Origin of the sequence: Vibrio sp. vnigr-6D03 (assembly GCF_002835515.1) — a bacterium.
Taxonomy (GTDB): domain Bacteria; phylum Pseudomonadota; class Gammaproteobacteria; order Enterobacterales; family Vibrionaceae; genus Vibrio; species Vibrio penaeicida.
This window is the reverse complement of the sequence record NZ_PIZL01000019.1, coordinates 268,828-282,278: the sequence shown is the minus strand read 5'-3', so window position 1 is coordinate 282,278 and position 13,451 is coordinate 268,828. Positions and strand designations below refer to the sequence as shown.

General features: G+C 43.8%; 11 protein-coding genes. 2 read left to right on the top strand and 9 right to left on the bottom strand.

What is annotated here, in order from left to right; translation table 11 throughout:
- Positions 1–13: 13 nt before the first annotated feature.
- Genes rsmA through lptD form a run of 4 tightly spaced genes read right to left on the bottom strand, consistent with a single transcriptional unit; the run spans position 14 to position 5,447 of the window.
- The gene (gene rsmA, locus CW749_RS16365; RefSeq protein ID WP_101113338.1) at positions 14–823 is read right to left on the bottom strand and encodes a 16S rRNA (adenine(1518)-N(6)/adenine(1519)-N(6))-dimethyltransferase RsmA; all 810 of its coding nucleotides are present in this window, start codon (positions 821–823) and stop codon (positions 14–16) included.
- Entirely contained in the window at positions 820–1,809 is a 990-nt protein-coding gene (gene pdxA / locus CW749_RS16360; protein WP_101113337.1) for a 4-hydroxythreonine-4-phosphate dehydrogenase PdxA, read from the bottom strand. Before pdxA ends, rsmA begins: the two co-directional genes overlap by 4 nt.
- Positions 1,799–3,109, bottom strand: coding sequence for a peptidylprolyl isomerase SurA (gene surA / locus CW749_RS16355; RefSeq protein ID WP_101113336.1), 1,311 nt, complete (start codon positions 3,107–3,109; stop codon positions 1,799–1,801). The genes pdxA and surA overlap by 11 nt, the downstream gene beginning before the upstream one ends.
- 46 nt (positions 3,110–3,155) lie before the next feature.
- On the bottom strand, positions 3,156–5,447 hold the full coding sequence (gene lptD, locus CW749_RS16350) for an LPS assembly protein LptD (protein WP_101113335.1): 2,292 nt from the start codon (positions 5,445–5,447) through the stop codon (positions 3,156–3,158).
- 150 nt (positions 5,448–5,597) lie between these two features.
- Here lptD and djlA point away from each other — a divergent pair, with 150 nt between their 5' ends.
- Together djlA and CW749_RS16340 are read left to right on the top strand one after the other, a co-directional pair.
- Positions 5,598–6,464 carry a co-chaperone DjlA gene (gene djlA / locus CW749_RS16345; protein ID WP_101113334.1) on the top strand — a complete coding sequence of 289 codons (867 nt, stop codon included), beginning with the start codon at positions 5,598–5,600 and terminating at the stop codon, positions 6,462–6,464.
- A 95-nt stretch (positions 6,465–6,559) separates the two neighbouring features.
- A complete protein-coding gene (locus CW749_RS16340) occupies positions 6,560–7,096 on the top strand; it encodes a DUF924 family protein (RefSeq protein ID WP_101113333.1) in 537 nt (178 codons plus the stop codon).
- A 52-nt stretch (positions 7,097–7,148) separates the two neighbouring features.
- Here CW749_RS16340 and CW749_RS16335 read toward each other — a convergent pair whose 3' ends face one another.
- The 5 genes from CW749_RS16335 to leuA all read right to left on the bottom strand — a co-directional run bounded on the left by CW749_RS16335 (position 7,149) and on the right by leuA (position 13,029).
- Positions 7,149–7,934: a DUF547 domain-containing protein gene (locus tag CW749_RS16335; RefSeq protein ID WP_101113332.1), complete on the bottom strand. Its 786-nt coding sequence runs from the start codon at positions 7,932–7,934 to the stop codon at positions 7,149–7,151.
- Between the two features lie 130 nt (positions 7,935–8,064).
- On the bottom strand, positions 8,065–8,667 hold the full coding sequence (leuD, locus tag CW749_RS16330; protein ID WP_101113331.1) for a 3-isopropylmalate dehydratase small subunit: 603 nt from the start codon (positions 8,665–8,667) through the stop codon (positions 8,065–8,067).
- A 13-nt stretch (positions 8,668–8,680) separates the two neighbouring features.
- On the bottom strand, positions 8,681–10,081 hold the full coding sequence (gene leuC / locus CW749_RS16325; RefSeq protein WP_101113330.1) for a 3-isopropylmalate dehydratase large subunit: 1,401 nt from the start codon (positions 10,079–10,081) through the stop codon (positions 8,681–8,683).
- A 173-nt stretch (positions 10,082–10,254) separates the two neighbouring features.
- Positions 10,255–11,346 carry a 3-isopropylmalate dehydrogenase gene (gene leuB, locus CW749_RS16320; protein ID WP_101113329.1) on the bottom strand — a complete coding sequence of 364 codons (1,092 nt, stop codon included), beginning with the start codon at positions 11,344–11,346 and terminating at the stop codon, positions 10,255–10,257.
- Between the two features lie 129 nt (positions 11,347–11,475).
- Positions 11,476–13,029, bottom strand: a complete 1,554-nt coding sequence (leuA, locus tag CW749_RS16315) for a 2-isopropylmalate synthase (protein WP_101113328.1) — start codon at positions 13,027–13,029, stop codon at positions 11,476–11,478.
- Positions 13,030–13,451 lie beyond the last annotated feature (422 nt).

The window sequence follows — 13,451 nt, the reverse complement described above, 5'->3', positions numbered from 1 at the left end:
CGAAGTATAGATTCTAGTTAGAGTGGTTAGAATCTAGCCAGTTAGCCATATCGACAAACTGCTCTAATGTGATATTTTCGGGGCGCATACTCGGGTTTATGCCCAGATTTTCTAACTGTTCTGCCGTTAATAGACCTTTATAACAGTTTCGAATGGTTTTACGGCGTTGGTTAAAGCCTTCGCGACACACTCTATCTAGCCACTTTAGACTGGTGGCAGGGTAGGGGATTTCTTCGTAAGGTACTAAACGCACAACGGCAGAGTCCACTTTAGGTGGCGGAACAAATGCAGTAGGTGGAACTTCCAGTACTGGGACCACTTTGCAATAGTATTGAGCCATTACAGTTAGGCGACCATACGCTTTGCTACCTGGTGCTGCGGCTAAGCGATTAACCACTTCTTTTTGCAGCATAAAGTGCATGTCTTGGACGTCTTTATGAAACTCAAATAAGTGGAACATTAACGGCGTAGAGATATTGTAAGGCAGGTTACCAAAAATACGCAGTTTGTTATTCGGTTTAACCAATTGCGTAAAATCGAAACGCATGGCATCGCCTTCATGAATTGTCAGCTTATCGCCCAATTCTGGGTGATTGCGCAAGCGCTCTGCCAAATCGCGGTCTAACTCAATAACCGTAAATTTGTCGACTTCTTTGCCTACAGGTTCAGTGATGGCACCAAGCCCAGGACCAATTTCAACTAAGTTCTGACCGGGTCTCGGGTTGATCGACGAAACGATTCCATCAATGATATAGGGATCGTTTAAAAAGTTTTGACCAAAACGTTTACGCGCTTTGTGTCCTAAATGGACATCGTTTCTCATTGTTTTTTCTCTACTAATTCGATGGCGTGCGTGAGCGCTGTTTGGAAACTTCCTGTATCCGCCTGACCAGTCCCTGCCAAATCAAGTGCTGTACCATGATCTACTGATGTTCTAATGAACGGTAAACCGAGCGTGATATTAACAGAACGACCGAATCCTTTGTACTTTAATACAGGTAATACTTGGTCGTGATACATCCCAAGGACAGCGTCAGCTTCTTGCAAGTACTTTTGATTGAAGATTGTGTCAGCAGGAAGCGGTCCAACTAAGTCGTACCCTTTTCCTTGGCGGATCTTGGTAAGGGTCGGTGTGATCGTTTCAATTTCTTCCATACCCAAACAGCCATCTTCACCAGCATGTGGATTCAACCCACATACGTAAATTTTAGGTTCCTTGATAGCGAACTTTTCGACCAGATCCTTGTGCAAAATCTCAATAATTTGTTCTAGACGATCTTCAGTGACAGCTTGAGATACATAAGCCAAAGGGATATGCGTTGTTACCAGAGCAACTCGCAGCCCCTCCGTTGCCAACATCATCACCACCAGTGACGTATTCGACTTTTCAGCAAAGAACTCTGTATGCCCGCTAAATGGGACGCCGGAACGATTGATGACGCCCTTGTGTACAGGGCCGGTGACAATAGCATCAAATTCATTATTCATACAGCCTTGAGCGGCTCTCTCTAATGTTTTGAGTACATAGCTACCGTTAGCTTCATTGAGCTCACCAGCCACAACTTCTGTATCAGTAGGTAAATGATCAACGATGAGCGTCCCGCTTTTTTGCGGGCTTGCTACGCTATTAGCGTTGTAATCAATGAGATCTACATTAATATTGAGCTGCTCAGCACGTCGGTTTAGCATTTCTTTATCGGCGACGACAATGATTTGGTGGTCCCAATTGTGTGCGGAAAGCGCAAGCACGAGATCTGGACCAATTCCCGCAGGTTCACCAGCGGTGACAGCAATTCGTCTAACTGTCATTTTCATCTCCCAGGATTTCGACATAAGCACCAGCACGGATTTCCTGCATCCATGCGCCCACTTCTTCATTGAACTTCCGGTTGAATAGAATTCGGTACGCTTTATTTGTCATTGCGGAGTCTGTTCTATCCACTTGGCGTCTTTCCAATACCTCAACAATGTGCCAGCCATGCACCGTTTCAAATGGCTGACTCAATTGACCGACAGGAAGTGATTCAATTTGGTGCTTGAATTCTGGAACGTAGAGATCGGGCGTTTGAAACCCTAGCTCACCATTGCTTACAGCAGAACCAGGGTCAGCACTGTATTGCTGGGCAAGATCGCCAAAGGTTCTTTCTCCAGCTTCAATCTGGCGTCTGAATTCGTTCAGCTCGCGTTTTGCTCCATCATCACTCAATATAACGGATGTTTTGATCAGAATATGACGAGCATTAACTTCTGTCACAGCAACGGTTTCCAAACCTTTTACATCTTCAAGCTTAATAATGTGGAAACCTACACCACTTCGGAAAGGACCAATAACGGTCCCTTTACCTTGCGTGGTTATTTGATCTGCAAAGATGGTTGGCATTTCTTCTTTTCTTAGCCATCCCCAATCACCACCTTGAAGAGCTTTAGGACCTTTTGAGAAGGTATACGCCATGGTTTTGAAATCTTCACCGCCGTTGATTTTTGAGACGAGTAAGCTCGCTTGATCTTCGACTTCTTGCTTCGTTTGAGAATCATTAAATCTCAGTTGAATATGGTTCACTTTGTATTGAACGGTCGCATTGCTCTCTTTGGCTAAAATTTCAGCCAAACCTTCAACTTCAGCAGGAAGGATATTAATTCGGCGACGTACTTGAGCATTTCGTGCTTCAGATGCCGCAATTTCATTTCGTACTTGTTCACGAAACTCTGCGTAGCTCAAACCTTCACTTGCCAATACCTTACGTAATTGAGGAATGGTTTTCCCTTGATTCGATGCGATTTCTTTAATTGCACTTTCAAGGCGATTATCATCGATTCGGACACCCAATTTTTCCGCTTGCTGCGTTTGTATGGTGTCTAAAATCAGCTTTTCTAAGACTTGTTCTTTTAGTATGTCTTCTGCTGGTAATGATTGATTGGCAGAACGCGCATTAGCACGGATTGTTTTCATTGCCGAGTCAATGTCACTTTTTAAGATGACACCTTCGTTAACGATCACTTCAACTTTATCAAGTTCTACCGGTTGGGCAAATGCTTCAAATGAACCAAGCGCTCCTAGTGAACCAAGAGAAACAGTGAGGCTTAGTAGCGTTTTATTCCAGATTTTCATTTATGTTTCCATGTACATCAGGAAGGGTGCTCCTGAAATAATTCGATTAGTTGTTTAGGTAAAATGGGCGTCCATAGCCTAGCGCGTTATCACCACTGGATGGTGTTGGGGCACCTACGCTGGTTCCAAACCCAAATATGCCAAAGTTCAAAGCAAAGTTGTCGTCGTATACCGGTATAGCATTTGGATCTGTTACGAAATTGCCATTCCAACTGCGCAGTTGATTACTGTAAGTAAAACTGACGTACCAACAGTCTGAGCGATACCCTAAATGCGCCATATATTCGATATTTTGTTTAACGGTCAAATCGTAGAAGTACTGAGCGCTCGCGTACCATCTCGGTGTAAACTGATAGGATGCTAACAGACCAGCCTGAGAAATACCCGACTTGGTGATATCCGTTACGTCTAATCCATCGACTGAGTTTTCGATGTACTCTTTGGTTACGTATCGGTAGTTGGACTGAACATAACCTCCGTCGAATCGATATTCCAACGCGCTGTTTGCGAGCTGAATCGCACTGGATTCTATGTCGTATTGAACGCCACCGTGATAGAAAAGGTAATCACTGAAGTTGAAGTCCGTTTCCACCGCCCAAGCGGAGTAATTGGAAGCATTTTCAGCAGAGGACACAGGTTCAAGATAATAGATTTGACCAAAAGAAATATTCATTCTTTCTTTGTAGTCGTCATCATAAAATCGAGTGGTTGCACCGTAGCTAAACTGATTGGCTTTCTGAATCCTATCCACGCCACTGTGCTTGTGGCTTCTAAATAAGCCATAGTAATCGGTTTGTAAAAGTGTGGTGTCGTAGAGCCCAATACCACTCTGGTCCACCTCTGGGATATAGAGATATTGGACTTGAGGTTCTAGCGTTTGAATATAACTTCCAGCTTGTCGTTCTAAATTAAGTAAACCATGAACTCTGACTTCAGGAATGGTTCGTGTTACAGACTCGGTGAGATCTGGATCACTGGTGTCGGTCAGTTCTTGCTGGTAATGCGTTGCTAACATTCTAGCTTCACCCGTTAGCGAGCCCCATGGTCTTGAAAAAGGAACCACCACACCAGGTTCGATGTGTACTCTAGTCGCTGAAGGCTTGTCTACATCATCGGTAACGAACCGACTGATGTGGCTAGTGAAGTCGAAGCTCACACCTGTGTAAAAATCAGGAGCGTAATAGTTGTACTTCAACTGAGGAAGCATTTGATATGGCTGGTTCCCCGCTTCATCTAATATTTGGAAGTCTTTTAGAGTGAGGGTTAGATCCCAATCTTGTGTTCGGTACGCGGCACTACCCGTTTGTAGTAGTTGCCCATCTTCTCGATTACCAATACTGGATTTAAAATCCCTAAAGTAATCAATATCACTCGCCACTGAGTAATCGACGTTGACTTTCCAAGCGTTAGCAATGATTCCATCGTGGCTAAAATTGAACCCCCAGCGCTCATCAAACTCTTCATTTCGTTTGTCTTTACTTATAAATTCGCCATGCAGAGAACCGGAACCATATGGCGTCAAATAGCGGAGCTTACTATCAAGTTGAAGCCCTCGACGTTCCATGTAATTGAATTTGGTCAAGAGGTCGTAGTTTGGGGCAATATTCCAATAAAATGGCACGTTCACGCTCAAGCCATCATTAGTATCAAGGGATACCCGAGGGAAAAGTAGACCCGTTTTGCGTTTATCACCGATCGGCATGCTCATATAAGGGACATAAAAGATCGGGACATCCATGACTTCAAAGCGCGTGTGATAGAAATACGCTTGCTCTTCATCTTGATCGATTTCGATATCTGATGCTTTAACTCGCCATGCATTATCACCATCGGGGCATGCGGTTAACGAACCGTCTTCCATTTCATAGATGGCTTGACCTGTCTTTAAAATACGCTTGGCATCTCCACGACCCGCTTCACACAAGAAATTGTATTGCGTGTTTTCCATTGTGACTAATTCGTCATCAATATTAGATGTGACCAAATCAGATTGGGACTTAATCTGACCATCACTAAAACGGACGTTGCCTTCCGCTTTTAATGTATTTTCTATCGGGTTATGGGTGACAGAATCAGCCTGCATTTGGCGATGAGCCTGTGTAATCACTACATCACCTTTATAGACGGCACTTTTTCCGGCTTGTGCAGTCACACTATCGGCTTTTACGAAAGCGGGTTGCTCGCTGACGTCGGTTGCGCCCACTTCAGGAACGTAACATTGGTCAATAGTGGGCATTTCCTGCACACTGTTGTCTTTGAGAGTATCGGCTTGAGTCGAAGGCACTGAAAGTGCAGCTGTTATTGATGCTGCCAAAAATGTGCGGGAAGAAAAAGACATCGAGTTGAGCTATCCTGTGAAACCTAATCCATTCGGTAATGTTGTCGGATACCGAATACAAATATCGTCCTTTATCATAAAGGAATTTATATTAACCGACACTATAAGACCGCTTTACTTAGTAAAAATTCATAGATTGAGAGCACAATAATGCAGATTTTCGGCAAAATCCTAGGTTTTTTCTTCGGATTCCTGTTTGGTAATATTCCGGGGGCGCTTCTTGGGCTTTTTTTGGGGCATCAGTTTGATAAGGCTAGAAACCGCCAATCACGTGGTTTCCAATCGTCTGGTGGACCTAAAGGTTTTGGTGGTCCTTCTCAGGCAGAAAAGCAGGCAGAGTTCTTTAAAAGTGCTTTTGCCGTTATGGGACATGTTGCGAAAGCAAAAGGGCAAGTGACCAAAGAAGAAATCCAACTGGCTTCTGCCATGATGGAGCGTATGAGCTTACACGGTGAGCAGCGAACGGCGGCGCAAGAAGCCTTTCGCTCTGGTAAATCTGCAGATTTTCCATTAGAAGAAACGCTTGCCAGTGTTCGAGTCGCAACAGGTGGACGCTTTGATCTGCTACAGTTCTTTTTGGAGCTGCAAATTTCAGCTGCCTTCGCTGATGGAGATTTACACCCTAGCGAACGCAATGTATTACATGTCATTGCTAAGGGGCTTGGTTTCTCATCTCAGCAACTTGAGCAAAGACTGCAAATGCAAGAAGCGGCTTTTCGTTTTCAGCAAGGCGGTTTTGGTGGAGGGCACTCTGGTCATCAGCACAGTGGCTCATCTGGTCAATGGCAAGCGTCGTCGGCAAGCCAGTTACCTGATGCATACAAAGTACTTGGTGTAGCGGAAAGTGCGGATTCGAAAGCAGTGAAACGAGCTTATCGAAAATTAATGAATGAACATCATCCAGATAAATTGGTTGCGAAAGGTTTACCACCGGAAATGATGCAAGTAGCAAAAGAGAAGGCTCAGGAAATCCAGTCGGCTTACGATCTTATAAAGAAAGAAAAAGGGTTTAAGTAGCCAAGGTTTGGAGAATAAATAGTAAGAGAAGCTCTCTTATTTTGCCAATTCACGACGATACGAGAGTTTGTTTTCAGTAATATCAAGGAGAAGATATGTATCAGGATGTACTCAATTTTTGGTTTGAAGAACTAAGCCCTAAAGATTGGTTTGCGGGGGGAGAAGAACTTGATTCTTTGATCAGCGAACGTTTTGGCTCGGTGCATGCTATGGCAGCTCAGAGTGAGTTAAGTGAATGGCGAGTGAGTGTGCAAGGCAGGCTAGCAGAAGTCATTGTACTTGATCAGTTTTCTCGTAATATTCACAGAGGCACTCCCAATGCTTTTTCTTGTGATCCACTTGCTTTGGCACTCGCTCAAGAGACCATTCAACAAGGGCTAGATAAATCACTATCTCAAACAGAGAGAACGTTTTTATATATGCCTTTCATGCATAGTGAATCATTAAAAATTCATGAGAAAGCTGTCGAGCTATTCAAGGGAAATGGCGTTGAAAATACCTTAGATTATGAATACAAACACAAAGTGATTATTGAGCAATTCGGTCGATACCCTCATCGTAATGACATATTGAATCGGGTATCAACGGAAGAAGAGATTGAATTCCTAAGTCAACCGGGGTCGAGTTTCTGAGTGCCCCTTATCTGAGTATGGATATTAGGTCCACACTCCTCGTCAACCAAGGTTATTGCTTGTTTAGATCCCAATCGTAGTCGTATTTGATGTTACTGTCAGTCGTTAACTTCAAGTCGGTACGGTATTGTTTTAAGTGAGCAATAACTCCGGCTTCATTTCCGCCAAAATCAGCAACAAACCACTCGTAGATAGAAGACAGCTGGGCATCATTTCCATTTACTACAACACCCTTATCATTGTTCACAAAGCTTGAAGCAGCTTGCTCTAGAAGTGTTTCTGTATTTTCAGCTGTAAACGCTGATAGCTGAAGGTTAGGGCAGCCAAGGCTTGCACAATTCACAGCGTAATGTGTACGAGGATCATTCCATATAGGTCTCAGAATTCGGTGTTCAATGTCGTTCAGTGTCAGATCTTCTCCTGCAATTTTGACGACGTGATCTCCCCAAGGACCAAAAGTGAATAATCCTCCCAGTTTGGTGATCGATTTAAGCGGGTAGTTATCGACGATCAAATCTACTGTAATCGCATTATATAAATTGACCCAGTAAGCGTATTGCTGTGCTTTTGAGTAATCACGTGGGTCAATATCCGCTAGATTTTTGATATAACCTTTCAACGCATTTTTATCAGAAGAAGAGACATTTGCGTAATCAAATAAATGATGCTGACCAGAAGCCACTAAATACTTGTTAAGAATAGAATCCCAAGCTTGATGTGAAATAGTCGCATTATTGGTTTCATTACGTTGATTCCAGTATGCCCAAAGGTCAGACTTTGGTGCCGCAAACGATAGGCTAGAAAAAAGAAGAATAAATACAGTAAATAGAGTTCTCATGATGGCTTCAGGTTTCTTAAGTTAATTGAGTTAGTATAGAAGACCTAGAGCGGTCAGAAATTCTTTCGTGAAAATGAAAAAAGCCCCAACAGGGGCTTTCATTCATAGTGTGACTTCAGTCGAAGTCTAACTAAGCTAAGAAATTGGGTATTTTGGACTCAAATTCAGAGATTTTTTCTTCGTGTTGAAGCGTTAACCCAATGTTATCTAAGCCATTAAGAAGGCAATGACGACGAAATTCATCAATCTCAAAGCCGTATTCTTTACCATTGGCTCGAACTTTCATAGCCTCGAGATCCACTTCCACTTGCGCACCTTCGTTACTGTCCACAAATTGGAAAATTTCATCGACTTCTTGTTCTGTAAGACGAACCGGAACCATCTGGTTGTTGATTGAGTTGCCGTAAAAGATATCGGCAAAACTTGGCGCAATCATGGCTCTAATTCCGTAGTCTGCCAACGCCCAAGGCGCGTGCTCACGAGAAGAGCCACAACCAAAGTTCTCTCTTGCGATTAAGATAGAAGCACCTTTGTATCGTGGTGCGTTCATGACAAAGTCTGGGTTTGGCTGTTTACCGGCATCGTCTAGAAAGCGCCAATCGTGGAATAAGTGTTTGCCAAAACCTAAGCGAGAGACTTTTTGTAAAAACTGCTTTGGAATGATGGCATCGGTATCAACATTGGCTGCATCTAAAGGAACAACCAGACCTGTATGTTGCTTAAAACCTGACATGATTACTTCCCTATTATTTCAATTCACGGATATCAACAAAATGACCAGCAATCGCTGCTGCTGCAGCCATAGCAGGGCTCACTAGGTGAGTTCGACCATCGCGGCCTTGGCGTCCTTCGAAGTTACGGTTACTGGTTGACGCACAACGCTCATGCGGACCTAAGCGATCGTTGTTCATGGCTAGGCACATGGAGCAGCCCGGCAAGCGCCATTCAAAACCCGCATCGATAAAGACTTTATCCAGTCCTTCCAGTTCAGCTTGAGATCTCACTTGCTCCGAACCCGGAACAATGAGGGCTTGTACGTGGTCTGCAACTTTATTGCCCTTAGCAATCGCAGCAGCGGCACGCATATCTTCAATACGTGAGTTGGTGCAAGAACCAACAAAGACTTTGTCAACTTTGTAATCAGACAGCTTTTTACCAGCTTCGAGTCCCATGTAAGCCAGCGCTTTTTCAGCTGATGCTTTTTCGACAGGATCGGCAAAGCTTTCAGGCTCAGGAATGGTGGCATCGACCGCAATCACTTGCCCTGGGTTGGTTCCCCATGTGACTTGAGGTTTGATCTCGGTAGCATCAAGAGTGACAATGGCATCAAATGTCGCATCGCTGTCTGTTTTCATAGAAGACCAGTATTCAACTGCGGCATCCCAGTCTTCACCCGAAGGTGCAAATTTTCGACCTTTAATATAGTCAAAGGTAGTTTGATCAGGTGCGATTAGACCCGCTTTCGCACCCAGTTCGATGGCCATGTTACAGACCGTCATTCGACCTTCCATTGTGAGATCGGTGATGGCTTCACCACAAAACTCAACCACGTATCCTGTGCCACCTGCAGCGGTTGTTTTACCAATGATGGCTAAAACAATGTCTTTAGCCGTTATGCCTTCAGCCACCTTGCCTTTTACCTCGATTTTCATCGTTTTGGCACGGGCTTGTTTCAATGTTTGAGTTGCTAGAACGTGTTCAACTTCCGATGTGCCAATACCAAAGGCCAAAGAGCCAAAAGCGCCGTGGGTAGCTGTGTGCGAGTCACCACAAACGATGGTCATTGCAGGAAGTGTGATACCAAGCTCAGGGCCCATGACATGCACAATGCCTTGGTATTTGTGATTGATGTCGTAAAGCGTGACACCGAATTCTTCACAGTTCTTGGACAGCGTTTCCATTTGGATACGAGCCATTTCGCCGGAGGCATTGATGTCTTTTGTTTGGGTGGATACGTTGTGATCCATGGTGGCAAACGTCTTGTTTACTTGACGAACTTTTCTGCCTTTTTCACGCAACCCATCAAACGCTTGAGGAGAGGTGACCTCGTGCACTAAATGACGGTCGATGTATAAGATCGGGTTTTCGCCCTCTGCCGCAACCGCGACATGAGCGTCATAAATTTTTTCGTATAATGTTTTCGACATTGCTTCTTCCTTGAGCGAAGCGCTCTGTATTTCTATCTTAAAGTTAAGCAGAAAGTGGTCACTGAACGGTGAGCGATGCACCTTCATGCTAACTTTGAACTGTCTTGTAGATTAATCTGTTTTGCGATTTTTTCCGTTCGTTAAAGCGATGGAATGATTACGCGTTAACATGACTATGCGTTAACTATGTACTGAGCAATCTTGTCGCCCATTTCCGATGTAGATAGCGCAGGTTTGTTCCCCGCTAAATCACCGGTTAACTCACCAGCTTCAAGCGCTTTTGATACGGCGGTCTCAATATCGAGTGCTGCTGCTTCTTCATTTAAACTATAACGCAGCATGAGCGCTGCAGATAAAATTTGAGCAACAGGATTTGCAATATTTTTACCTGCAATATCAGGAGCGCTTCCGCCAGCGGGCTCATACAAACCAAATTTGCTTTCATTCAGGCTAGCAGAAGGAAGCATGCCCATTGAGCCAGTAATCATGGCGCACTCATCTGAAATAATGTCACCAAAGATATTGGAACAAAGCATGACATCAAATTGAGATGGATCTTTGATCAACTGCATCGTGGCGTTATCGATGTACATGTGAGAAAGCTCGACATCAGGGTAGTCTTTTGCGATCTCTTCAACGACTTCACGCCATAAGATTGAACTCTGAAGTACGTTTGCCTTATCAATTGAGCAGACTTTTTTATCTCTTAAGCGTGCAGATTCAAAGGCAATTTTTGCAATACGCTCTATTTCGTAACGATGGTAAATCTCAGTATCAAATGCTTTTTCGTTTGGTCCTTCACCTTCACGACCTTTTGGCTGGCCGAAGTAAATGCCGCCAGTCAATTCACGTACAACAACAATATCAAAGCCGTTACCAGAAATGTCTGCACGTAGAGGTGAGAAAGATTCTAAGCCCTTATGAATTTGGGCTGGACGAAGATTACAAAACAGTTGGAAGTGTTTACGCAAAGGAAGTAATGCACCACGTTCAGGTTGATCGTTAGGTGGAAGGTGTTCCCACTTAGGTCCACCAACGGAACCAAATAGAACGGCATCGGCATTCTCACAGCCTTTTACTGTGCTTTCTGGTAGCGGACAACCATGGTTATCAATTGCAATACCGCCAACATCATGCTCTTCACGCGTAAAGGTAATGCCGTGTTTCTTTTCAATCGCATCCAGTACCTTATGAGCCTGTTGCATGACTTCCGGACCAATTCCGTCTCCCGGTAATACGGCAATGTTGTAGCTTGAGCCTGCCATGGTGAAATATTCCTTGTTAGTTAAGTTGTGTTTGAATTTTGAGAGTAAGCAAATTTAGTGTTAGAGAAACTAGGCAGAAAGACGCGTTATACTCGCGATGATCAATTCTGCCTATGCTTTACCCTGTTTTTATACTGTCTCTATCTTATCTTTTTTTTGCTTAATGTCAGCAATTTGGTCTGCACGATGAATACTGTTAATAACATGCAGCAATGCTTGACCTGAAGCTTCAATAATATCGGTGGATACACCCGTGCCGTGGTATTTTCTGCCTTTATAGTTGGCAATAATGTCTGCTTGACCTAAGCCATCTTCGCCTTCACCTTTAGCAGTGAGATCGAATTTATCCAATACAATGTCATACCCTGTTAACCGGTAAATACATTGGTAAAGCGCATCAACAGGACCGTTACCAACTGCAGCTTCGCATTTCTCCTCATCACCACACTTCAATTTTATGCTGGTGGTTGCCATTAAACTTCCAGATTGGACGCTTAAATAATTCAGCTTGAAGAAATCATCTTCTTCACGAAGGTTGGCAAAATGCATTAATGCTTCTAGGTCGTAATCGAAAACCTGGCCTTTTCTGTCAGCAAGTTTTAGGAAATCGGCATAAAGCGTATCTAAATTGTACTCGTTTTCGCCATAGCCCATGGTATCCATATGGCTTTTAACCGCCGCACGACCACTTCGGCTCGTTAGGTTCAATGCTTGATTTTTCAGGCCAATCGACTCAGGCGTCATGATTTCGTAGGTATTTTTGTTCTTCAACATACCATCTTGGTGAATACCTGAAGAGTGGCTGAATGCGTTAGTTCCGACGATGGCTTTGTTGCTTTGAATCGGCATGTTGCACAATTGGCTAACCAACTTACTGGTGCGGTGAATCTCTTCGTGTTTAATGGCGGTTTGCACTCCCATTAACTCAGAGCGCGTTTTCAAGATCATCGCCACTTCTTCTAGTGCACAGTTACCTGCACGCTCACCGATACCGTTAATTGTCCCCTCGATTTGACGAGCACCGGCTTGAACTGCGGTAATAGAGTTAGCGACGGACATGCCCAAATCGTCGTGGCAGTGAACTGAAATGATGGCTTTATCGATGTTTGGAACGCGGTTAAACAGCGTTTCTATAATGCCTGCGAATTCACCTGGAATGGTGTAACCAACGGTATCTGGAATATTAATAGTGCTGGCACCAGCGTCGATAGCGGCTTCTACCATACGACATAGATTATCGATTGGGGTACGCCCCGCATCTTCACAAGAAAATTCTACGTCATCGGTATGCTGACGAGCTCGCTTTACGGCTTGTACGCCCATCTCAACAACATCTTCGTAGCTGCGGCGCAGTTTATCTTGGACATGGACCGTTGAGGTGGAAATGAAAGTGTGAATTCGAAAGGCTTCGGCCACTTTCAACGCTTCTGCTGCTACATCAATGTCTTTCGCAACAGCACGAGAAAGACCACAGATGCGGCTATTTTTAACATTTTGAGCAATGGTCTTTACCGACTCGAAGTCGCCCGGAGAAGAAACGGGGAAGCCTGCTTCAATAACATCTACTCCTAAACGTTCGAGTGCATAAGCGATCTGCAGTTTTTCCTTAACGGTTAAACTTGCTGATAAAGCTTGTTCGCCATCACGCAAAGTTGTATCGAAAATAATGACTTGATCGCTCATGTTTGCTGTCCTTTTCCTGTTAGTTAATCGTTTTCTGTCCGCAGATGCCGATTTTTTATTTTCTTAAGCTATAAAAAAACCCGCATTTGAATGCGGGTTTTGAGAATCTTATGTGGTTATTTTTCTTCCACTGCCTACCCGCGCGATCGATTCACGATAAGGAGGAGGCTTAGCAGGATAGAAAAACGAGATGTCATGTAAAACATTTCCACAAAATTAAGTTAACAAATTAGTACCGTACTCCTGATGATGCGTCAACCTTTTCGTTGTTTTTTTCTTCATATCGGAGCAGTTCCGCTGTGAAATCCCATAAACGTGTCGAATTTAACAAATTCAAACCTCAGTAACTTAATTATTCAAATGATTAAATAGTGATTAATTATTCTACTATCGTGATGAAATTTTGGTCTCTATAATTATTC